The following is a 21,847-nucleotide window of genomic DNA, read 5'->3' as shown; positions in this document are numbered from 1 at the left end:
CGGCCGCCCATCGACGATACGCCGACGGCCCCACCCGGCGGACATCACCACCGGGCGGGGCTCGTTGACCGTCAGGCGCCCGTCACCGGGCGAAGCTGGCCCTACCGGCCACCGTCAGGGCCGGGTACGGCGACGCGCGCCGCCACGACGGGAACGACGCCGGCCGGTGCCACTCTCGCCACCGTCGTCCTCGTCGTTCTCGCCGAGCGCGTCCGGGTCGTCCGGGGCGGCGAGCCGTGCCGACTCACCCTGCTGGCTGTCGGCGACGTCCACCGCGGCCGGAGTCTCCGTCTCGTAACGCGACAGGTCGTAACCCATGGTGTCGTGGTAGTCGGCGTCGGCGGTGCTCGTCGTGTCGGTCTCGGTGACCTCCACCACGGTCCGCTCCGCCGAGGCGGCGCCCTTGCGCGCTCGGCGCCGGGACGAACCAGTCGTCTGCTCGGCCGCCGGGGCACCCGCCGAGGCGACCGCCTTGACCTTGTCCCCGCCGCCGGAGCGCGTCTTCTCCGGCACCGGTTCGGTGTGGATGACCAGGCCCCGGCCCTTGCAGCACTCGCAGGTCTCGCTGAACGCCTCCAGCAGCCCGGCGCCGATCCGCTTACGGGTCATCTGCACCAGACCGAGTGACGTGATCTCGGTGACCTGGTGCTTGGTACGGTCGCGGCCCAGGCACTCGGTCAGCCGACGCAGCACGAGTTCCCGGTTCGACTCCAGCACCATGTCGATGAAGTCGATCACCACGATTCCGCCGATGTCCCGCAGCCGCAGCTGCCGGACGATCTCCTCGGCCGCCTCCAGGTTGTTGCGGGTGACCGTCTCCTCCAGGTTGCCCCCGGCACCTGTGTACTTGCCGGTGTTCACGTCGACCACGGTCATCGCCTCGGTCCGGTCGATCACCAGGTGGCCACCGGAGGGCAGGAAGACCTTGCGGTCGAGGCCCTTGAGGATCTGCTCGTCGATGCGGTACTCGGCGAACACGTCCGTGGTGCCGACGTGCCGCCGCAACCGCGCGACCAGGTCCGGCGACACGTGCGACAGGTACGACTCGACCATGTCGTACGCCTCGTCGCCCTCCATGACCAGCTCGCGGAAGTCCTCGTTGAACAGGTCGCGGACCACCCGGATCACGAGGTCGGGCTCCTGGTAGAGGAGCACCGGCGCACCGCCCTCGGCGGCCTTCGCCTGGATGTCCTCCCACTGCGCCTGGAGGCGCTTGACGTCCCGGGCCAACTCATCCTCGCTGGCGCCCTCGGCCGCGGTCCGGACGATCACACCGGCACCGTCGGGCACGAGCTTCTTCAGCACGTCACGCAGTCGCTTACGCTCGGTGTCCGGCAGCTTGCGGCTGATCCCGGAGGCGTTGCCACCGGGTACGTAGACCAGGTGCCGGCCGGAGAGCGCGACGTGGCTGGTCAACCGGGCCCCCTTGTGCCCGATCGGATCCTTGGTGACCTGCACCAGCACCGAGTCACCGGACCTGAGGGCCTGCTCGATCGAACGGGCTCTCCCCTCCAGGCCGGTGGAGTCCCAGTTGACCTCGCCGGCGTACAGGACCGCGTTGCGTCCTCGGCCGATGTCGACGAACGCCGCCTCCATGCTCGGCAGCACGTTCTGCACCTTGCCGAGGTAGACGTTGCCGGCCATGGTCCCGGCGGAACTGCGGGTGACGTAGTGCTCGACCAGGACGCCGTCCTCGAGCACGGCGATCTGGGTCCGGTCGCCGCGCTGGCGCACCGCCATGACCCGGTCGACCGCCTCGCGGCGGGCCAGGAACTCCGACTCGCTGAGGATCGGCGGGCGGGTCCGGCGCTGCTCTCGGCCGTCCCGACGGCGCTGCCGCTTGGCCTCCAACCGGGTCGAGCCGGAGACACCCTGCACCTCGTCGACCGTCCGGCGCGGCTCCCTGATCTTCACCACGGTGGGCACACCGTCGTCGTCGGCGCCGTCGGTGTCGCCGGCCCCCCGCCGACGCCGCCGACGGCGTCGACGGGTCATCCCGTCGCCCTCGGCCTCGTCGCCCTCCTCGGACTCGTCCGTCTCGGCCTGGACGGTCTCCTCGGCCGCGCCCTCCTCGGCGTCCTCGGCGTCCTCGCCGTCCTCGGCGCCACCCTTGCCTCGGCCCCGGCCCCGGCGACCGCGTCGGCGGCGACGCCGGCCGCTCGCGGTCTCCTCGTCGTCCTCCTCCTCGGAGACCTCCTCGGCCTCGGCGGCGGGTTCCTCCTCGGGCTCGGTCACCACCGTCGGCTCGGCCTCCCGCCGGCCCCGGCGACGCCGCCGCGACGGCTCGGCCGGCTCCTCGGCGGCTTCCTCCTCGGCAGGCTGGGCGGCGGCAGCGCGGGCGGCGATCACCTCTTCCGGTGCCATGAACAGCACCGTCGGCGCGGTGAGGGCAGCCTTGCGACGGCGGGACCGGCCCTCCGGCTCGGCCGGCGCTGTCGTCTGGGCAGCGGCGTCAGGTTCGACGGCAGCCACCGGTTCGGTGGTCTCGGCCGGCTGTGCCGGATCGGCGGCCCCCTCGGTGGGCAACGCGGCGGAGCCGAAGTCGGTGCCGGCCGCCGGCGCGAGATCGGCGTCGGCGGGCGGCTGTGTCGGCTCGGCCTGGGCGGGCGGCTCGGTCACGGCCTCGGCGGGCTCGGTCGTGGACTTCCGACGCCGGGTACGGGTCACCTTGACCGGCGGCACCACGTCACTGTCGGCGGCCTCCGCCTCGGCCGCGGCCAACGGCTCCTCCACGGACTTCTGCCCGGTGGTCGCCTTGCGTCGGCGGCGCGGCGTCTTCGCGGCCGGGTCGAGGTCACCGGAGACCGGGGCGAAGACCTCGGCCTGGGGTGCTTCGCCGCTGCCCACCGCCGCGGCTCCGGTCGCCTCCACCGGCGCGTCGGTCTGCTCGGGCCGGCTGACCGAGGTGGCCCGGCGGCGGGTCGTCCGGCGCCGAGGGGCCGGCTCGGCGTTCGGCGCACCAGCCAGGTCGGCGACGCCACCCAGGTCGGCGGTGCCACTCACGGCACCGGCGATCTCCTCCGGCGGGTCGGCGACCGGTTCGGGCTCGGTCGCGTCCGGCGGCGGGGTTGCGGCGGTCACCTCCGCGGTGCTGTCCTCGGCGGTCTGGTCGGCCGGGTTGATGCCGGCCCGTTCGCTGCCCTCGGGCTCGTTCTCGAGCATGGACGTTCTCCAGTTCTGGCTTCCCCGGGCGCGGGTGAGCGCTGCCACGCAGGGTTGCCGCAAAAGGTGTTTCCCCGGGCGCACGGAGTGCGCGCCGGCGAAGTCTGCCTGCCTGGACGCCGACCGTCGGTCAGCGCCCGCCGATGGTTGCCCCGTCGCGGTCCGCGTCGAGCGGGTCCACGATCGCGCCCTGCGCGGTCAGCGTGCCCTGAGCCAGCCGGATCACCTTCGGGGCCACCGGCGGCTCCAGGCCGGCCACCACGCGGAAGCCGGAAAGGACGTCATCGGGCCGCACGGACGGGGTGACCTGCCGCACGACCAGTTCGAGTATCGCACACGGTACGACCGGGTCCCCGGAAGGCGTCGCCGAAGCGGCGATCACATCGATGTCGACGACTGCGGCGCGGGCGTCGAAGGTGCGCCGCCCCTGCTTGGTCATCCGCTCGACAAGCACCTCGTCGGCGGCGGTGAAGACGGCCACGGCCTTGGCCAGCACGTCGGGATCCACCTGCGGTAGCTCGATCCGCCAGCGGGACGCCTCGATCCGGTCGGGCAGGCTCGCACCGCTGGCCACCACGGCGTCGAGCACGTCGAGGCCGGGCGAGAGCGCCGCGTCCAGCGCCATCCGCAGCTGCTCAGGATCGACCTGCTCACGCAGGCCGATCTCCAGGTACTCCGCCTCGCTGGCCACCCCGGTCGGTGCCGCGCTGGCGTACGAGATCTTCGGGTGCGGGGTGAAGCCCTGGGAGAAGGCGACCGGTACGCCGGCCCGGCGCAGTGCCCGCTCGAAGGCGCGGGCGAAGTCCCGGTGCGAGGTGAACCGCAGCGGGCCACGCTTGGCGTACCGGATCCGGACGCGCTGGACGACCGGTGCCTGGCCGCCCTCGGGCTGTGGTTTCCTACTGATCGTCGTGCTCCTCGGTGTCGGGCCCCACCCGTGCGCCGGACTACTGCTGGGCGCCGGCGGACAGCTTCAAGCCGTTGACCGGGGTCAACGGAAGCAGCTTCCGGCCGGTCGGGCCGATCTGGATCTCGGTGTCCATCGCCGGACAGACGCCGCAGTCGAAGCAGGGCGTCCACCGGCAGTCGTCCTGCTCGTACTCGCCGAGCGCGTCCTGCCAGTCCTGCCAGAGCCAGTCCTTGTCCAGGCCCGAGTCCAGGTGGTCCCAGGGCAGGACCTCCAGTTCGTCGCGCTCCCGGGTGGTGTACCAGTCGAGGTCCACCCCGAAACCGGGCAGCACCTCGGCCGCCGCGTCGACCCAGCGCTGGTACGAGAAGTGTTCGCTCCAGCCGTCGAACCGTCCGCCGTTCTCCCAGACCCGACGGATCACCGCGCCGACCCGACGGTCACCCCGGGACAGCAGGCCCTCGATCAGCGACGGCTCACCGTCGTGGTAGCGGTACCCGATGGCCCGCCCGAGCGAACGGTCGGCGTTGATGGCCTGCTTGAGCAGCCGGAGCCGGTGATCGATGACCTCGGGTCGCTGCATGGCCGCCCACTGGAACGGGGTGTGCGGCTTGGGCACGAACCCGCCGATGGAGACGGTGCACCGGATGTCCTTGGAGCCGGTGGCGGCGCGCCCGGCCCGGATCACCTCGTGCGCCATGTCGGCGATCTCCAGGACGTCGGCGTCCGTCTCGGTGGGCAGACCGCACATGAAGTAGAGCTTCACCTGACGCCAACCGTTGGTGTACGCGGTGACCACCGTACGGATCAGGTCGTCCTTGGACACCATCTTGTTGATCACCTTGCGGATCCGCTCCGACCCGCCCTCCGGGGCGAAGGTCAGGCCGGTCCGCCGGCCGTTGCGGGACAGCTCCTGGGCCAGCTCGATGTTGAAGGCGTCCACCCGGGTCGACGGCAACGAGAGCGAGACATTGGTGCCCTGGTACTGCTCGGCCAGGCCGGAGCACATGTCACCGATCTCGGAGTGGTCGGCCGACGACAGCGACAACAGCCCCACCTCGTGGAAGCCGGAGAACTCCAGCCCCTGCTGCACCATCTGCCCGACCGTGGTGATCGAGCGTTCCCGCACCGGACGGGTGATCATGCCGGCCTGACAGAACCGGCAACCCCGGGTGCAGCCCCGGAAGATCTCCACCGCGTACCGCTCGTGCACCGTCTCGGCCAACGGTACGAGCGGCTTCTTCGGGTATGGCCAGGCGTCCAGGTCCATCGTGGTGCGCTTGTGCACCCGGAACGGCACGTCCGCCCGGTTCGGCACGACCCGCTGGATCCGGCCGTCCGGCAGGTAGTCCACGTCGTAGAAGCGCGGCACGTAGACGCTCTCGGTGCGGGCCAGCCGCAGCAGCAACTCGTCCCGGCCGCCCGGACAGCCCTCGGCCTTCCACTCCCGGACGATCCCGGTGATCTCCAGGACCGCCTCCTCGCCGTCGCCGAGCACGGCGGCGTCGACGAAGTCGGCGATGGGCTCGGGGTTGAACGCGGCGTGCCCGCCGGCCACGATCACCGGGTCGGCGTCGGTGCGGTCGGCGGCGAGCAGCGGGATGCCGGCCAGGTCGATCGCGGCGAGCAGGTTGGTGTAGCCCAGCTCGGTGGCGAACGACACGCCGAACAGGTCGAAGTCGCGGACCGGGCGGTGGGCGTCGACGGTGAACTGCGGCACGCCGTGGGCGCGCATCAGCTTCTCCAGGTCCGGCCAGACCGCGTACGTGCGCTCGGCGAGGGTGTCCGGCAGCTCGTTGAGCACCTCGTAGAGGATCTGCACACCCTGGTTGGGCAGTCCCACCTCGTACGCGTCCGGGTACATCAGCGCCCACCGTACGGTCGCTGCCTCCCACTCCTTGACCACCGCGCCCAGCTCGCCGCCGACGTACTGGATGGGCTTGGTCACCTGGGGCAGCAGCGGCTCCAGGCGGGGCCACACGGAGTTGGCCGCCACGGGACGCGAAGTGGTGGACGGGACGCTCATGATGCCCAAGGGTACGCGGTGCTCCACCGCCAGCCGCGCCGACGGGGCGAGCGCAACCGGTCAGGTTGTCGTACGCAGACGTGACCGCCCCCGCCGGACACCCTCGCTCGTCACCGCGTGGAAGAAGATCATGACGCCGATGCCGACCAATCCGATGACCGGGCTGACGAACCAGCCCAGCGCCCCACCGATGAGATAGAGCGCCATGCCGACCACCGGCCGGATCCGCTGGCTGGACACGAAGGCCCGACCGATCCCATCACCGAGCAACATCGGGTGCCGACGGAGGTAGGCGAAGAAGGCGAGCCAGGGTGCGGACATCGCGGCGGCGACGAGGGCATAGAACAGCACGGCGACCCGGCGGTCGCGGTCGGTGCCGGCGTGGGCGAAGGCCTCGGCGAGCACCGAGGCCGGGAACGGGATGATCACCACGCCGAGCAACAGCCACAGGTTGATCCAGTTGAGGCCGAGTGTGGTTCCGCGGATGAGGCGCAACAGGGTGTGGTGGTTGAGCCAGAGCACGCCGACGTACCCGAAGGAGAGCAGGAAGGCCAGGTACGCAGCAGCCTGTTCGAACAGGGCGTGGAGCAGTTCTCCCGGCGCATGGTCGGGAACCTGGAGTTCGATCACCAGCAGGGTGATCACGATGGCGAAGACCCCGTCGCTGAAGCCAGTCATCCGGCCGATATCGCTCACCGGTGACGTACCGGGCTTCGCCTGCGATTCGGACATAGACCGAGACTAAGGGTAGCCATCCGAGCACCGTTGGCGAACGACACCTGCCGGCGCACCCGCTCGGATCTGCCGTCCCCTCATCCCGGGTCGGTCCCGGTGGCACACCGGTACTAACCTCGGACCGGCGCGAGAGGAGATTGCCGCGATGCCGGAGCCGCAGCCGGGAGCCGACCGGCCGGTCGACGGGAGCCGTCCGGATCAACACCGGGACGGGGAGCCGGCGGTCACCCACGAACTGCCCAACGACCCCGCAGCGGGCGACGGTCGGTCGGCCGTCTCGGACGAGACCAAGCAGGCCGACACCGGGCCCGCCGACGTCGCACCCACCGAGGCGGGCCCGCCCGCCGACGTGGCGGCACCCACCCGGGTTGACCCACCCGCCGACGCCGAGCCGGACGACAGGCCGCCCGCCGTCCCGCCGGCACCGCCTGTCGGCCCGCAGGGCACCCGCGTGCTGCCCGAGTCCGCGCCCGAGACGGCGACACCGCGCTGGAGCGGCTCGGCACCGGTACCGCCGGCGACACCGCGCCGACCGGGCTGGGGCGAGTCGGCCGAACCCACCCCACCGCCGGCACCCCCGGTGCCGCAGCCGGAGCACCAGACGCCTGTCGATCCGTGGGCCGGCGTCGACACGAGCGGCTGGGATCTCCCCTCCACCGATTTTCCCGCCCTGCCGCCGACGCTGTCCTACCCGAGCCCACCGCCGACCCGGCCGTACTCCGGCCCCCCGGCACCGGTCTCGCCGATTCCGCCGCCCCCGCCCGCGCCGCAGCACCAGCCCGCGCCGCAGCACCAGCCCCTGCCCGGGGTCGGGCCGCAGCAGCGGCCACAACCACCCGGCCCCTACCCGCCCGGCCCGGCCGGCCCACCGGCGTCACCACCGCCGCGTGGTCGGCGGGGCAAGCGGAAGGCCGCACCTGTGGCGCCGCCGCCCGGCTGGCAGCCGCCCGCGGGGTACGTCCCGGTGCCGGTCCGCAAGCGTCGCCGCTGGCCCTGGCTGCTGCTGCTGACCCTGGCCTGCTGCTGCGGCTGTCCGGCCTACTACGGCATGCCGATGGCCAGCCAGTACCCGGCCAAGGCCGCGTTGCCCCAGCAGGTGGCCGACCTGCGGCTGCGCGAGGACCCGCGCAGCACCCGCGACGCGCGGCAGTTGGAGACCCAGATGCGCCAGTCACACTGGCTCGCCGAGGACACCTTCGCCGGGATCTACCACACCAGCAACGGCAAGCGGGTGACCGTCTTCGGCGGCACCGGTTTCCGGTTCACCCCGTCGGCGGACGCCGATGCCGAGATCGAGCGCCTCAAAGACCAGTACGCCCTCGGCGAGAAGCAGATCATGGAGACCGGTGTCCGGGGCCGTCACGAGCGCTGCGCCGTGGGCCGCACCGACGGGGTCGGCGCGGTGGTGTGCACCTCGGTCGACCACGGCAGCATCACCACGGGTGTCTTCACCGGGCTCTCCGTGGACGACAGCTCCCGGCTGCTGGGCACCCTACGGGACCAGATCGTCACCACCGACGGTTGACCGGGGCCGCCGGCCACCCGCCCCAGCCATGCGTCAACGGGCGGGACGCGGCTCGGGCGCCGTCGGCTCAGCCGGCGTCGGTCTCTCCGCTGACCGGCGGGTGGGCCCGCGGCGGGGCGTAGCGAGGCACGTACTCCTGGCCGGTGAGCTTCTGGATCTCACCCATCATCTCGTCGGTCAACTGTCGCAGCGACAGCCGGTCGTCCGGCCGGCCGGTGAAGTCGAGCGGCTTGCCGAACCTGATGGTGATCTTCCCGGTGAAGGGACGCGGCACCCGGGCACCGATCGGCTGTACCTTCTCGGTGCCGATCATGCCCACCGGGATGATCGGCACGCCGGCCGCGATGGCGAGCCGGACCGCCCCGGTACGTCCCCGGTACAGTCGCCCGTCCGGCGAACGGGTGCCCTCCGGGTACACGACCACCAGGTCACCGCCCTTGAGTGCCGGGATGGCGGCGTCGAACGCGGCAAGCGCGGCCCGGCCGCCGGCCCGCTCCACCGGGATCGCGCCGAGACCGGTGAGGACGAACTTGGAGAAGCGGCCCTTGACGCCGGTGCCGGTGAAGTACTCGGACTTGGCCCAGAACGCCAGGTGCCGGGGCACCACCGTGCCGAGGAACAGCTCGTCGGCCACCGACAGGTGGTTGCCGGCGAAGATCGCGCCGCCCTGGTCCGGGATGTGCTCCAGCCCCTCCACCGTCGGACGGAACGCCAGCCGCATCGCCGGCCCCACGGTGAGCTTGCCGATGGTGTAGAGCAGCGGCACTGGTCCTCCGGCGGATCGAGTGAGGTAAGAGGCGGTGTCACCGTAGCGGACCGCCGCACGACGGCATGCGTGAGGTCGGGCCCGTCCGCTGGCTGGGTGCGGGGGCCCCTCCCGGCCGGAAGGGCCCCCTTCGGGCAACTCAGACCCGACGGACCACCACGGTCACGGGCACGCCCTCGCCGACCTCACCGGCGAAGCCGTCGATCCCCTCGGCGAAGTCGACGCTGTCGGCCAACACCTCCCGGACCACGAAGTCGCGGTACCCGGCCACCGCCGCCCGGACCTCGTCGGAACCCGACGCCGTCACCACGATCCGGTCGGACACGTCGAGGTCGGCGTCCCGGCGCGCCTGCTGCACCACCCGAACGAAGTCCCGGGCCAGCCCCTCGGCGGCGAGTTCGGCGGTGACCGTGGTGTCCAGCACCACCACCCCCTCACCGCCGGGCAGCGGCGCCGAGTGCTCGGCGTCGGCGGCGACCAGGCGCAGCTCGTACTCGCCCTCGGCCAGGGTGACGCCGGCGGCCACCGGGGCACCGTCGACCAGCTCCCACTCCCCCGCCTTGACCGCCTTGATCACCTGCTGCACCTGCTTGCCGACCCGGGGCCCGAGCGCCCGCGGCACCACCGTCAACACCTGCTGGCAGTACGCCGACACCTCGTCGGTGACGTCGACCTCCTTCACGTTGACCTCGTCGGCGACCAGGTCGGCGAAGGGCCGCAGCTGCCCGGCCGCCGGGCTGGCCACGGTGAGCTTCGCCAGCGGCAGCCGTACCCGCAGCCCCTTGGTCTTGCGCAGCGACAGCGTCGCGGAGGCCACCGCCCGCACCGCGTCCATCGCGGCGACCAGCTCGTGGTCGGCCGGGAACTCCTCGGCCACCGGCCAGTCGGTCAGGTGCACCGACCGCTCGCCGGTCAGCCCCCGCCAGATCTCCTCGGCGGTAAGCGGCGCCAGCGGCGCCACCACCCGGCAGAGCGTCTCCAGCACGGTCCACAGCGTGTCGAAGGCATCCGCGTCGCCCGCCCAGAACCGGTCCCGGGAACGACGCACGTACCAGTTGGTCAGCGCGTCCAGGTAGGACCGGACGGTGGCGCAGGCCCCCGAGATGTCGTACGCGTCCATCTGCGCGCCGACCGTCGACACCAGTTCGTTCGTCTTCGCCAGCACGTACCGGTCGAGCAGGTGCGTCGAGTCGGTCCTCCGCCTCGCCTGGTACGAGTCGGCGTTGGCGTAGAGCGAGAAGAAGTACCAGACGTTCCACAACGGCAGCAGCACCTGCCGCACGGCGTCACGCACGCTCGACTCGGTGACCGGCATGTCCCCGCCCCGCAGCACCGGTGAGGACATCAGCATCCAGCGCATGGCGTCCGAGCCGTACGAGTCGAAGACGTGGTAGACGTCCGGATAGTTGCGCAGGCTCTTGGACATCTTGCGCCCGTCGGAGCCGAGCAGGATGCCGTGGCTGATGCAGTTACGGAACGCCGGCCGGTCGAACAGCGCGGTGGCCAGCACGTGCATGGTGTAGAACCAGCCCCGGGTCTGCCCGATGTACTCCACGATGAAGTCACCCGGGTAGTGGTGCTCGAACCAGTCGGCGTTCTCGAACGGGTAGTGCACCTGGGCGAACGGCATCGAGCCGGACTCGAACCAGCAGTCCAGCACCTCCGGCACCCGCCGCATCATCGAACGCCCGGTCGGGTCGTCCGGGTTGGGGCGAACCAGATCGTCCACCGCCGGCCGGTGCAGGTCCGTCAGCCGTACGCCGAAGTCGCGCTCGATCTCGGCCAGCGACCCGTACACGTCGACCCGGGGGTGGTTCGGGTCGTCGGACTTCCACACCGGGATCGGCGAGCCCCAGAACCGGTTGCGGCTGATCGACCAGTCCCGGGCGTTGGCCAGCCACTTGCCGAACGAGCCGTCCTTGATGTGCCCCGGCGTCCAGTTGATCTGCTGGTTCAGCTCGACCATCCGGTCCTTGAACGTGGTCACCGCGACGAACCACGAGGACACCGCCTTGTAGACGAGCGGGGTGTCGCAGCGCCAGCAGTGCGGGTACGAGTGGGTGTAGGTGTCCTGCTTGAGCACCACCCCCCGCTCCTTGAGCTGACGGATCACCGGCTTGTTGACGTCGAAGACCTGCTCACCCTCGAAGGGCGGGACCAGCGAGGTGAATCGGGTGTGATCGTCCACCGTGACGATGGTCGGGATGCCGGCCGCGTTGCACACGTTCTGGTCGTCCTCGCCGAACGCGGGGGCCAGGTGCACGATCCCGGTGCCGTCCTCGGTGGTCACGAAGTCCGCGCCGAGCACCTGGTACGCGTTGTCACCGGCGTGGGCGACCAGGAAGTCGAACAGCGGGGTATACCGGCGACCGACCAGGTCCGCGCCGCGCACCGTGCCGACCTGCTGGTACCCGTCGAGTTCCTTGGCGTACGCGCCGAGTCGAGCCGCGCCCACCAGGTGACGGACGCCGTCGCGCTCCAGCACCGCGTACTCGATGTCCGGACCGACGGCGAGGGCCAGGTTCGACGGCAGCGTCCACGGGGTGGTGGTCCAGACACCCAGCCGCACCGGCCCCCGGAGCAGTTCCGGTGCCGAGTCGTCGGGGGTCAGTTCGAACCACACCGACAGCGTCGGGTCGTGCCGGTCGCGGTAGACGTCGTCCATCCGGGTCTCGGTGTTCGACAGTGGCGTCTCGCACCGCCAGCAGTACGCCAGCACCCGGAAACCCTCGTAGACCAGCCCCTTGTCGTGCAGGGTCTTGAAGGCCCACATGACGCTTTCCATGTAGTCCAGGTCGAGGGTCTTGTAGTCGTTGGTGAAGTCGACCCATCGGGCCTGGCGGGTGACGTAGCGTTCCCAGTCCTGGGTGAACTCCAGCACCGAGGAACGGCACGCGTCGTTGAAGCGGGCCACGCCGAGATCGAGGATCTCCGCCTTGCTGGTGATGCCGAGCTGCTTCTCGGCGACCACCTCGGCGGGCAGGCCGTGGCAGTCCCAGCCGAAGCGCCGCTCCACCCGCCTTCCACGCATGGTCTGGTAACGCGGCACCACGTCCTTGACGTACCCGGTGAACAGGTGCCCGTAGTGGGGCAGGCCGTTGGCGAACGGCGGGCCATCGTAGAAGACGTACTCGTTCTTCCCCTCGTCGCCGGCCGGGCGGGCGTCCACGGACGCCTCGAAGGTCTTGTCGGCCGTCCAGTGCTCCAGGACCCGGCGCTCGACCGCGGGCAGGTCCGGGCTCGCCGGTACGCCGCCGGCGGTCGGGTGGTGCAACGGATAGGCCATCGCCGGTCGCTCTCCTCGCTGACGCTCACTGTCGTGGGTCTGCGAGGACGAGCCTTGCCGGGTACGCCGTCACCGGCGCGCCGGGCCAAGCCCGCGGTACCACCCCGCTTGACGGTCAGGATCGACCGCCCGCTCGTTGGCCGGCTGTGACGGGCCGGACCCGCCCGGTTCTACTGAGCCGGTCACCCGGCCGTTCTTCCGGAAGCTCCCCGGTGATAGCCGGATCATCGCCCTGCCCGCCCATGATACCCACCCCGCCTCCCACCCCTCGCCCCAATAACCCCCCCACCCCTCCCGCCGATCATGAAGTTGTTGTCGGCCCGCCTCGGCGTGTCGCGACAACAACTTCATGATCGTCCCGGGGTGCCGGCGGGGACGGGGGCATGAGCGGGGTCACATGGGCTAGTGGTCACGCGGGAAGGCCGGCGATCCGTCGAGGGGGTGTCGGACCGAATCATCGGGAGGTTGTCAATGCAGCGGATCAACGTGGCCGAGGTGGCGCCGGAGGCGTTCGGCGCCGTGCTGGGGCTGGAGAAGTACGTCCGGGCCAACGTCGAGCACACCGTGCTGGAACTGGTGAAACTGCGCGCGTCGATGCTGAACGGCTGCACGTACTGCGTCGACATGCACAGCCGGGAGGCGCTCGGCGCCGGCGAGTCGAGCCGGCGACTGTTCGCGGTGGCCGCCTGGCGGGAGGCGCCCTTCTTCGACGAGCGGGAACGCGCCGCGCTCGCGTTGACCGACGCGGTCACGAAGCTGGGCGAGCACGGCGTACCCGACGACGTCTGGGACGCCGCGTCGAAGGTCTGGTCGGAGAAGGCCCTCGCCGACCTGGTTCTGGCCATTGCCACAATCAACGTGTGGAACCGGATCGCGGTGACCTTCCGCAACGAGTTGCCGACGGACGTGTGAGTCCGGTCGACGCGGCGCAGGCGGCCGGTGCGCTCGACGCGCACCGGCCGATGCTGCTCGGGCTGGCCTACCGGTTGCTGGGTAGCCGCCACGACGCCGAGGACGTCCTCCAGGAGGCGTACCTGCGCTGGTTACGGGTCGACCGCGCCGAGGTGAGCGAGCCGCGTCGCTACCTGTCCCGGGTGGTGACCCACCTGTCGATGGACCGGCTACGGGCCCGACAGGCCGCCCGCGAGACGTACGTCGGGTCGTGGTTGCCGGAGCCGGTGCCGACCGCGCCGTCGCCGTTCGGGCCGCTGGAGCGTGCCGAACTGCGCGACTCGCTCTCCACCGCGCTGCTGCACCTGCTGGAACGGCTCACCCCGCCGGAGCGCGCCGTCTACGTGCTGCACACCGCCTTCGAGCTGCCCTACGCGGAGATCGCCGAGCTGCTGGACCGCTCCGCCGAGGACTGCCGTCAGTTGCACCACCGGGCGAGCCTGCGGATCGGGCGCGACAAGCGCCGGTTCACCGCCGACCGGGCCGAGCAGGAACGGCTGCTGGAGGCGTTCATCGCCGCCGCCACCGAGGGTGACCTGGCCGCGCTCACCGACCTGGTCGCCTCGGACGCGACCGCGTGGAGCGACGGCGGCGGTCGGGTACGGGCCGCCCGAAACCCGATCACCGGTGCCGACCGGGTGGTCCGGTTCCTGCTGGGCATCCGGGCGAAGGGCTGGCCGCTCGCGGTGCGGCGCACGGAGCTCAACGGCCAGCCGGCCGCCGTGGTGACCACCGCGGCCGGTGTCGCGTACGCGGTCACCCTCGGCACGGCCGCCGGCCGGATCACCGACATCTTCCTGGTGGCCAACCCGGACAAGCTGCCCTGGGCGGCCTGAGCCGACCTGCTGGCTCAGCCCAGCTCGGGGAACCAGAGCGCCAGCTCGCGCTTGGCGCTGTCGGCCGAGTCGGAGGCGTGCACCAGGTTCTCCCGGTTGGACAGGGACAGGTCACCGCGGATGGTGCCGGCGGCGGCCCTGCGCCCGTCGGTGGCCCCGATCAGGCCACGTACCACCTCGATGACCTGGTCGCCGGAGAGCACCAGCGCGACGAGCGGACCACCGGTCATGAACGCCTTCAGCGGCGGGTAGAACGCCTTGTCGACGTGCTCGGCGTAGTGCTCGTCGGCCAGCGCGGCGTCCATCGTCCGGGACACCATCGCGTCGATCCGCAGCCCCTTGCGCTCGAACCGGGAGATGATCTCGCCCACCAGTCCTCGGCGCACCGCGTCGGGCTTGATCAGGACGAGCGTGCGGTCGTCCGGGCTGCTGCTGGACACGCTGGGTTCCTCCTCAGAGCGGAAGCCGGTCAGGCTGGGTACGGTCAGCCTAGCGACCCGGTCCCGGCGCCGGCGCGGTGGCCGGCCTTCCCCCGGCCCCCGATCCGGCCTAGCCTGGCCCTGACCCCCGGGAGGTCCACTGTGGCGAATGGTGGCGGCAACCGACCCATCGCACCGGTACGCAAGTTGATCGCCGCGGTGCTCGGCACCGTGGCCACCTTCGTCATCCTCTTCGGCCTGGGCATGACCAGCTGGGCGATCGTCGCGCTCGGTGTCGCCCTGCTCGCCCTGGCGATCGCGCTGGCCACCGTGCGCGGCGGCGGTCGCACCTGGGTCGTCGGCGCCGGCCACGTGCACAGCGCCTCCGAGCCACCGACCCAGTACGCGTTCGGTCGCTGCGAACTCCAGCTGGTGATCGACGCTCCCGGGCTGCCACCCCGCTCGAAGAAGATCATCGAGCCGCGGGTTCCGGTGTCGAAGTGGCCGTCGCTGGGGCAGACCCTGCCGATCCGGGTGGCGTTGGACGACCCGCGACACGTCCGGGTGCTCTGGGACGAGGTGCTCACCCACACCGAGGCCGGCAGCACCGCCGACCTGCCCCCCGAGTTCGCCACGGTGCCGCCGGACGAGGTGCTGATCGGGCAGGAGGCGCCGCCCTGGGCCGGCCGGATGCCGGAGGAGGACTTCCACGAACCTTCGGGCGAGGCACCTGACGGTCCACTCGGCGGTCCGTCGGACAGCCGGCCGCACGACGCCGTCGTCGAAACCGTCGAGCACGTGGAGCACCACGAGACGGTGCGGGTACGCCAGCGCCCGGGCCGGCCGGTCGTGCTGGAGGGGACCGTGGTGGAACGCTCCGACGAGCATCGGCTGCCCCGCCGAGCCACGCCCGCCCCACGGACACCGGCCGAGGAACGGTTCACCGAGCCACGACCGACCGAGGAACGACTCACCACCTCGGCGACCTCCGCCGGGGACGAACCTGCTGACCAGGTGGCCGATCCGGTGGCCTCGGGGCGAGTCACGCAGCCGTCGACCGGCCCGGCCGCCGGCCTGACCGACCCGATGGATCCGCTCGACCCGCTCGACCTGCCGCTCGACGACCCGGAGCCGGGGCCGGTGGTCACCGCCGATCGCCCGCCGGCAGGCGACCGCCCGGCGGTCGACGACCAGCCGCAGCCGGCTGCCGATCGGACGGGCGCGGTCGACGCGGAGGAACTGGACGAGGCGATCTTCGGCTTCGACCCGGACGCCGCCGACCTGGCGGCCCCGATCAGCGGGGTGGGCATCACCCTGCTGGTGACAGAGTTGTCCCGCTCCCTGGAGTTCTACCGGGACCGGCTCGGGTTCACCGAGGTCGACCGGGGTGCCGCCAACGCGGTGCTCTCCTCGGGGACGACCCGCCTGGTGCTCCGCGAGGTGACCGGGGCCCAGCCGATCAGTCGCCGGCTGGTCCACGTCAACCTGGACGTGGACGACATCCAGTCGGCGTACCAGCGGCTGCGCGAGTCCGGCGTGCGGTTCACCTATCCGCCCCGGGTGGTCAACCGTGGCAGCAAGCTGGAGGTGTGGGCGGCGGCGTTCCGCGATCCCGACGGGCACGGCATCGCGCTGACCCAGTGGCGGGAACTCGCCGAGGCGTGACCGAGGCCCCGGGCCGTCGTTGACCTGACGCGCCCGTCGCGGTCGCCCTCAGCCCAGGATCACCCGACGCACGTGCAGCGCGTACGCCCACACCAGCGCGAACATCACGCCCAGCACGAACAGCGACCAGTGCAGCAGGCCGGACAGCAGCAACAGCCCCTGCAACACGGTGCCGGCGTGCCAGGCCCACGGGCGGCGCATCATGCCGGCGAGCCCGGCGGCGACCACGGCCAGCGTCACGACCACCGCGATCGCCGCGCCACCGAGATCAGCACCGACCGCCCGGATCGGCTGGATCGCCAGCAGCAGCACCAACGCCTCCAGGGCGAGCGCAGCCGCCCCGAGCCCGCGTACCGCCCGCTGCGGATTGCGCAGGCCCGATCGGCGGGGCTGGCCGTCGCCGTCGCCGGTCATCGCTTCAGCAGCCGTCGGGCGTCGGCCACGGTCACCACGGAGCCGGTGATGAGCACCCCGACGCCGGCCAGCTCGCCCGGCACGTCCTCCTCGGCCAGCGCAACCGCCGCCTCGATGGCGTCCGGCATCTCCTCGGCCACCTCGACCCGGTCCGGGCCGAACACCTCCGCGGCCAGCGCCGCCAGCTCCTTGGCCGGCAGCGCCCGGGGTGAACTGTTCCGCGTCACCACCAGTTGGTCGACCACCGGCTCCAGCAGCTCCAACATGCTGGCGGCGTCCTTGTCGGCGAGGGTACCCACGACGGCGACCAGCTTGCTGAACGCGAACTCCTCCTGCAACGCGGTGACCGTGGCCGCCATGCCCTGCGGGTTGTGTGCCCCGTCGAGCAGGATCGTCGGCGCGGAACGCACCCGCTCCAACCGTCCCGGGGAGCTGGCGGCGGCGAAGCCTTCCCGCACCGCCTCCACGTCGAGCTGCCGGCGGGCGCCCGCACCGAGGAACGCCTCGACGGCCGCCAGCGCCACCGCCGCGTTCTGCGCCTGGTGGGCGCCGTGCAGCGGGACGAAGACCTCCTCGTACACCCCGCCCAGCCCTTGCAGGGTGAGCACCTGGCCGCCGACGGCGACAGCCCGGCGCAGTACGCCGAACTCCGAGCCCTCCCGGGCCACGGTCGCGCCCACCTCCGCGCAGCGTTGCAGGATCGGCCGGGCGGCCTCCTCGTCCTGGGCGGCGCAGATCACCGTGGCACCCGGGTGGATGATGCCGGCCTTGGCCACCGCGATGTCCTGGAGCGTGTCACCGAGCCACTCGGTGTGGTCGAGCCCGACCGGGGTCAGGACGCACACCCCCGCCTGGATGACGTTCGTGGCGTCCTCGGCCCCACCGAGACCCACCTCGACCACGGCCACGTCCACCGGGGCGTCGGCGAAGGTGGCGAAGGCCAGCGCCGTGGTCATGTCGAAGTAGGTCAGCGGCTCGGCCGAACGGTCGTCGACCAGTTCGGCGAGCGGCTTCACCTCCTGGTACACGGCGGTGAACCGAGCCTCGTCCACCGGTTCGCCGTCGAGGCTGATCCGCTCCCGCACCGTCTCCAGATGCGGGCTGGTGTACCGCCCGGTGTGCAGCCCGAAGGCCCGCAGCAGCGAGTCGATCATCCGGGCCGTGGAGGTCTTGCCGTTGGTCCCGGTCAGGTGGATCGACGGGTAGGCCCGCTGCGGGCTGCCCAGCAGGTCCAGCAGGGACGTGATGCGGTCCAGCTCGAAGACCATCCGGGTGAAGCCGCGCCCGGCCAGTTCGGCCTCCACCTGCGCGAAGGCGGCCCGGTCGGCCCGGCTGGCCCGTTCGCCCCGGTCGCCGCCCGCCCGATCGCCGGTACGGGCGCGGTCGGTTCGTTCGCCGGCTGCTGCGCCACCCCGCTCGTCACGGAGGCGATCGGTGCCATCGGTGCCATCGGTGCGGTCGGTCACGAGGGAAGCGCCTCCAGGGCGGCGTCGATGCGGGCCAGGTCCGCCTCGGCGACCGCCAACCGTTCGCGGATCTTGGAAACGACGTGCTCGGGGGCCTTGCCGACGAACGCCGGGTTGCCCAGCTTCGCCCGGGCCTGGCCCGCCTCCTTCTCCGCCGCCGCGCGGTCCTTGGTCAACCGGGCCCGCTCGGCGGCGACGTCGATCGAGCCCCGGGTGTCCAACGCGACACTGACCTCGCCCGGCATGGCCAGCGTCGCACTGGCCTGGAAATCGTCGCCGGCCGGGTCCAGCCGGGCCAGCGACCGGATCAGCGGCTCGTGCGCCGAAACACCGGCACCGGACAGCCCGTCCAGTCGGGCCGCGACCCGCTGGGTCGGCCGCAGGCCCTGGTCGGAGCGGAACCGGCGGACCTCGGTCACCACCCGCTGAAGGGTGGCCACCTCCGTCTCGGCCGCGTCGTCGACAAGTGCCCGGTCGGCCGTGGGCCAGGCCGCCGTCAGCACCGTCCCGCCGCCGGTGAGTGCCGTCCACAGCTCCTCCGTGACGAACGGGATCACCGGGTGCAGCAGCCGCAGCAGTTGGTCCAGCACGTGGCCGAGGACACGGCGGCTGACCTCGGCCGGTTCGCCGCCACCGGCCAGCACCGGCTTGCTCAGCTCCACGTACCAGTCGCAGACGTCGTCCCAGGCGAAGTGGTACAGCAGGTCACAGACCTTGGCGAACTCGTACGCCTCGAACTGCTCGTCGACCTCGGCGGTGACGTGGGCCAGCCGGGACAGGATCCACCTGTCGATCGTCGACAACGTGTCGGCGGCCGGCATCGGACCGTTGGTGTGGGCACCGTTGATCAACGCGAACCGGGTGGCGTTCCAGAGTTTGTTGCAGAAGTTGCGCGAGCCCTGGCACCACTCCTCGCTGACCGGCACGTCACCGCCGGGGTTGGCGCCCCGGGCCAGGGTGAACCGGGTGGCGTCGGCGCCGTACCGGTCGATCCAGTCCAGCGGGTCGACCACGTTGCCGAACGACTTGGACATCTTCTTGCCGTGCTCGTCGCGGACCATCCCGTGCAGGGCGATCACGTCGAACGGCTGCCGGCCGTCCATCGCGTACAGGCCGAACATCATCATCCGGGCAACCCAGAAGAACAGGATGTCGTACCCGGTGACCAGCACACTCGTCGGATAGAACTTCGCCAGCTCCGGGGTCTGCTCCGGCCAGCCCAGCGTGGAGAACGGCCAGAGGCCGCTGGAGAACCAGGTGTCCAGCACGTCCTCGTCCTGGTGCCAACCCTCGCCGGCAGGCGGTTCTTCATCGGGCCCGACGCAGACCACCTCGCCGGCTGGGCCGTACCAGACCGGGATCCGGTGGCCCCACCAGAGCTGCCGGGAGATGCACCAGTCGTGCATGTTGTCGACCCAGGCGAAGTAGCGCTTGGCCAGCTCCGCCGGCTCGATGCGCACCCGACCGTCGCGTACCGCGTCGCCGGCCGCCTTGGCCAGCGGCGAGGTGTTGACGAACCACTGCAACGACAGCCGGGGCTCGACGGTGGTGCGGCACCGGGAGCAGTGGCCGACGGCGTGCACGTACGGCCGCTTCTCGGCCACGACGCGTCCCTCGGCGCGCAGGGCGGCGACGATCGCCGGGCGGGCCTCGAACCGGTCCAGCCCTTCGAACGGACCGGGCGCGGTGATCACCCCCCGCTCGTCCATGATCGTCAGGGTGGGCAGGTCGTGCCGCTGCCCGATCTCGAAGTCGTTCGGGTCGTGCGCCGGGGTCACCTTCACCATGCCGGTGCCGAACGACGGGTCGACATGCGCGTCGCCCACGATCGGGATGCGCCGCCCGGTCAACGGCAGCTCGACCTCGGTGCCGATCAGGTGGCGGTACCGTTCGTCGTCCGGGTGCACGGCGACCGCCGTGTCGCCCAGCATCGTCTCCGCCCGGGTGGTGGCCACCACCACCTCGTCGCTGTAGCGGATCGACACCAGCTCGCCGTCGTCGTCGGTGTGCTCGACCTCGATGTCGGACAGGGCGGTCAGGCAGCGCGGGCACCAGTTGATGATCCGGTTCGCCCGGTAGATCAGGCCGTCGTCGTACAGCTTCTTGAACATGGTCTGGACGGCGCGGGACAGGCCCTCGTCCATGGTGAAGCGTTCCCGGTCCCAGTCGACCGAGTCACCGAGCCGGCGCATCTGGCCGAGGATCGCGCCGCCGGAGGAGGCCTTCCACTCCCACACCCGCTCGACGAACTTCTCCCGACCCAGGTCGTGGCGGGAGAGCCCCTGCGCGGCGAGCTGCCGCTCGACCACGTTCTGGGTGGCGATGCCGGCATGGTCCATGCCCGGCAGCCAGAGCGCCTCGTAGCCCTGCATCCGCTTGCGCCGCACCAGGGCGTCCTGCACCGTGTGGTCCAGCGCGTGACCCATGTGCAGCGAACCGGTGACGTTCGGCGGCGGGATCACGATGGTGAAGGGCTCCCGGTCACTGTCCGCGGAGGCCCGGAATCGACCGTCGGCTACCCACTGCTCGTACCGTCGCTGCTCTACCTCACCCGGCTGGTACTGGCCGGCGAGGGTCGGGGCGTCGGGGCGTCGGGCATCCAGTCTCTCGGTCACCCTGAAAGTCTACGGAGCGCTTCGACGGACCCGACGTGCGCCACCTGTCGTTCGCGTACGGTGTCGGCTATGTCCGACGCACATCTCAGCGCCCGCCAACTCGACGAGGGCGATTCGCCGGTCGACTTGACCGACGAGCCGATCGAGCTGAGCGACCGCGAGCCGCCGGCCGGCGCCGACCGGCCCGACGTACGGTCCCGGCGGCGGCGCTTGGCCGTGGTGGTGGTGCTCGCGATCGTCGCGCTGGTCGGTGTCGGTGCGCTCGGCTCCTGGGGCTGGCGGATCGTTCAGCAGAAGGACGCCCGGCTCGCCCTGCCCGAGCAGGTCTCCGGTCTTCGGCTGGACAGCAGCGACCGGGCCGCCAGCACCGCCGACTATCTGCGCAGTGGGCTGGCCGCCGACATCGAGCTGGACAGCAGCTTCGGTGCGGTCTACCAGGATCCGGCAGACGCGCGGCGATCGGTACTGATCTTCGGGGGGACGACCCTGCTGTGGCAGCCCGAGCGGGATCTGGAGAGTCTGTTCGAGCTGATGGCCGACGAGACCGCGGCCGTGACCGGGCTCCGCGGCGTGTCACCGGGTCGGCTGGGCGGCGTGATGAAGTGCGGCAGCACCGGCGGCGAGGGTGGCGATTTCGCGGTCTGCGGCTGGGCCGACCACGGCAGCGTGGTGTTGGCCATGTTCCCCGGCCGTTCGATCGACGAATCCGCCGGCCTGCTCCGGCAGCTCCGGGAGAGCATGCAGAGCCGCGACTGATCTCGTCTATTGAGTTGCGGCGCTGCCGGTCGGCCAGCGCAGAAGCCGATCCGTCGCGAGCCGATCCGTCGCGGGGCCGTGACGGGCACCGCAATAACTGCTGAAATGCGTTCAGGGCCACCCTGTGGGTGGCCCTGAACGGGAAGAATGTCCGGCGGTGTCCTACTCTCCCACACCCTCCCGGGTGCAGTACCATCGGCGCTGGAGGGCTTAGCTTCCGGGTTCGGAATGAGACCGGGCGTTTCCCCTCCGCCATGACCGCCGTAACCTTATCAACATGTCAAACAACACCGTTCGCCGACACCATCGTGTCAGGGG

General features: G+C 71.6%; 15 protein-coding genes and 1 rRNA gene. 5 read left to right on the top strand and 11 right to left on the bottom strand.

Translation table 11 applies throughout. The features are described from left to right. Positions 1 to 114: 114 nt before the first annotated feature. From O3597_RS03355 to O3597_RS03340, 4 genes are all read right to left on the bottom strand, one after another. Positions 115 to 3,162 carry an Rne/Rng family ribonuclease gene (locus O3597_RS03355; protein ID WP_281603228.1) on the bottom strand — a complete coding sequence of 1,016 codons (3,048 nt, stop codon included), beginning with the start codon at positions 3,160 to 3,162 and terminating at the stop codon, positions 115 to 117. Between the two features lie 130 nt (positions 3,163 to 3,292). Then, positions 3,293 to 4,012 carry a TIGR03936 family radical SAM-associated protein gene (locus tag O3597_RS03350; RefSeq protein WP_164449543.1) on the bottom strand — a complete coding sequence of 240 codons (720 nt, stop codon included), beginning with the start codon at positions 4,010 to 4,012 and terminating at the stop codon, positions 3,293 to 3,295. Positions 4,013 to 4,109: 97 nt separating this feature from the next. Then, a complete protein-coding gene (locus tag O3597_RS03345; protein WP_281603227.1) occupies positions 4,110 to 6,095 on the bottom strand; it encodes a TIGR03960 family B12-binding radical SAM protein in 1,986 nt (661 codons plus the stop codon). 60 nt (positions 6,096 to 6,155) lie between these two features. Further along, positions 6,156 to 6,827 carry a TMEM175 family protein gene (locus tag O3597_RS03340; protein ID WP_281603226.1) on the bottom strand — a complete coding sequence of 224 codons (672 nt, stop codon included), beginning with the start codon at positions 6,825 to 6,827 and terminating at the stop codon, positions 6,156 to 6,158. Between the two features lie 148 nt (positions 6,828 to 6,975). On the opposite strand from O3597_RS03340, the gene O3597_RS03335 reads away from it, so the two are divergent. Then, complete coding sequence (locus O3597_RS03335; RefSeq protein ID WP_281603225.1) at positions 6,976 to 8,355, top strand: hypothetical protein; 1,380 nt, start codon at positions 6,976 to 6,978, stop codon at positions 8,353 to 8,355. A gap of 67 nt (positions 8,356 to 8,422) precedes the next feature. Here the strand turns inward: O3597_RS03335 and O3597_RS03330 are convergent, their stop codons facing one another. Next, entirely contained in the window at positions 8,423 to 9,121 is a 699-nt protein-coding gene (locus O3597_RS03330) for a lysophospholipid acyltransferase family protein (protein ID WP_164449383.1), read from the bottom strand. Positions 9,122 to 9,260: 139 nt separating this feature from the next. Further along, positions 9,261 to 12,407: an isoleucine--tRNA ligase gene (ileS, locus tag O3597_RS03325; RefSeq protein ID WP_281603224.1), complete on the bottom strand. Its 3,147-nt coding sequence runs from the start codon at positions 12,405 to 12,407 to the stop codon at positions 9,261 to 9,263. A 471-nt stretch (positions 12,408 to 12,878) separates the two neighbouring features. Between ileS and O3597_RS03320 the strand changes: the two genes are divergently transcribed. After that, a complete protein-coding gene (locus tag O3597_RS03320) occupies positions 12,879 to 13,319 on the top strand; it encodes a carboxymuconolactone decarboxylase family protein (protein ID WP_164449381.1) in 441 nt (146 codons plus the stop codon). Continuing rightward, positions 13,316 to 14,194: an RNA polymerase sigma factor SigJ gene (gene sigJ, locus O3597_RS03315; protein WP_164449380.1), complete on the top strand. Its 879-nt coding sequence runs from the start codon at positions 13,316 to 13,318 to the stop codon at positions 14,192 to 14,194. Before O3597_RS03320 ends, sigJ begins: the two co-directional genes overlap by 4 nt. A gap of 14 nt (positions 14,195 to 14,208) precedes the next feature. Here the strand turns inward: sigJ and ndk are convergent, their stop codons facing one another. Then, the gene (ndk, locus tag O3597_RS03310; protein WP_164449379.1) at positions 14,209 to 14,634 is read right to left on the bottom strand and encodes a nucleoside-diphosphate kinase; all 426 of its coding nucleotides are present in this window, start codon (positions 14,632 to 14,634) and stop codon (positions 14,209 to 14,211) included. Positions 14,635 to 14,775: 141 nt separating this feature from the next. Between ndk and O3597_RS03305 the strand changes: the two genes are divergently transcribed. Beyond that, entirely contained in the window at positions 14,776 to 16,278 is a 1,503-nt protein-coding gene (locus O3597_RS03305; protein ID WP_281603223.1) for a VOC family protein, read from the top strand. 48 nt (positions 16,279 to 16,326) lie between these two features. On the opposite strand, the gene O3597_RS03300 is transcribed toward O3597_RS03305, so the two are convergent. From O3597_RS03300 to O3597_RS03290, 3 genes are all read right to left on the bottom strand, one after another. Beyond that, entirely contained in the window at positions 16,327 to 16,692 is a 366-nt protein-coding gene (locus tag O3597_RS03300; protein ID WP_164449377.1) for a DUF4233 domain-containing protein, read from the bottom strand. Further along, complete coding sequence (locus O3597_RS03295) at positions 16,689 to 17,960, bottom strand: folylpolyglutamate synthase/dihydrofolate synthase family protein (RefSeq protein WP_281604460.1); 1,272 nt, start codon at positions 17,958 to 17,960, stop codon at positions 16,689 to 16,691. The genes O3597_RS03300 and O3597_RS03295 overlap by 4 nt, the downstream gene beginning before the upstream one ends. A gap of 194 nt (positions 17,961 to 18,154) precedes the next feature. Further along, positions 18,155 to 20,773 (bottom strand): valine--tRNA ligase, encoded by a 2,619-nt coding sequence (locus O3597_RS03290; protein WP_281603222.1) that lies wholly within the window; start codon positions 20,771 to 20,773, stop codon positions 18,155 to 18,157. A 69-nt stretch (positions 20,774 to 20,842) separates the two neighbouring features. Here O3597_RS03290 and O3597_RS03285 point away from each other — a divergent pair, with 69 nt between their 5' ends. Next, a complete protein-coding gene (locus tag O3597_RS03285) occupies positions 20,843 to 21,529 on the top strand; it encodes a hypothetical protein (RefSeq protein ID WP_281603221.1) in 687 nt (228 codons plus the stop codon). Between the two features lie 149 nt (positions 21,530 to 21,678). On the opposite strand, the gene rrf is transcribed toward O3597_RS03285, so the two are convergent. Further along, positions 21,679 to 21,795, bottom strand: a 5S ribosomal RNA gene (gene rrf, locus O3597_RS03280). Between the last annotated feature and the right edge of the window lie 52 nt (positions 21,796 to 21,847).

The organism is Verrucosispora sp. WMMA2044 (assembly GCF_027497155.1).
Lineage (GTDB): Bacteria > Actinomycetota > Actinomycetes > Mycobacteriales > Micromonosporaceae > Micromonospora > Micromonospora palythoicola.
This window is presented reverse-complemented; position numbering and strand designations above follow the sequence as displayed.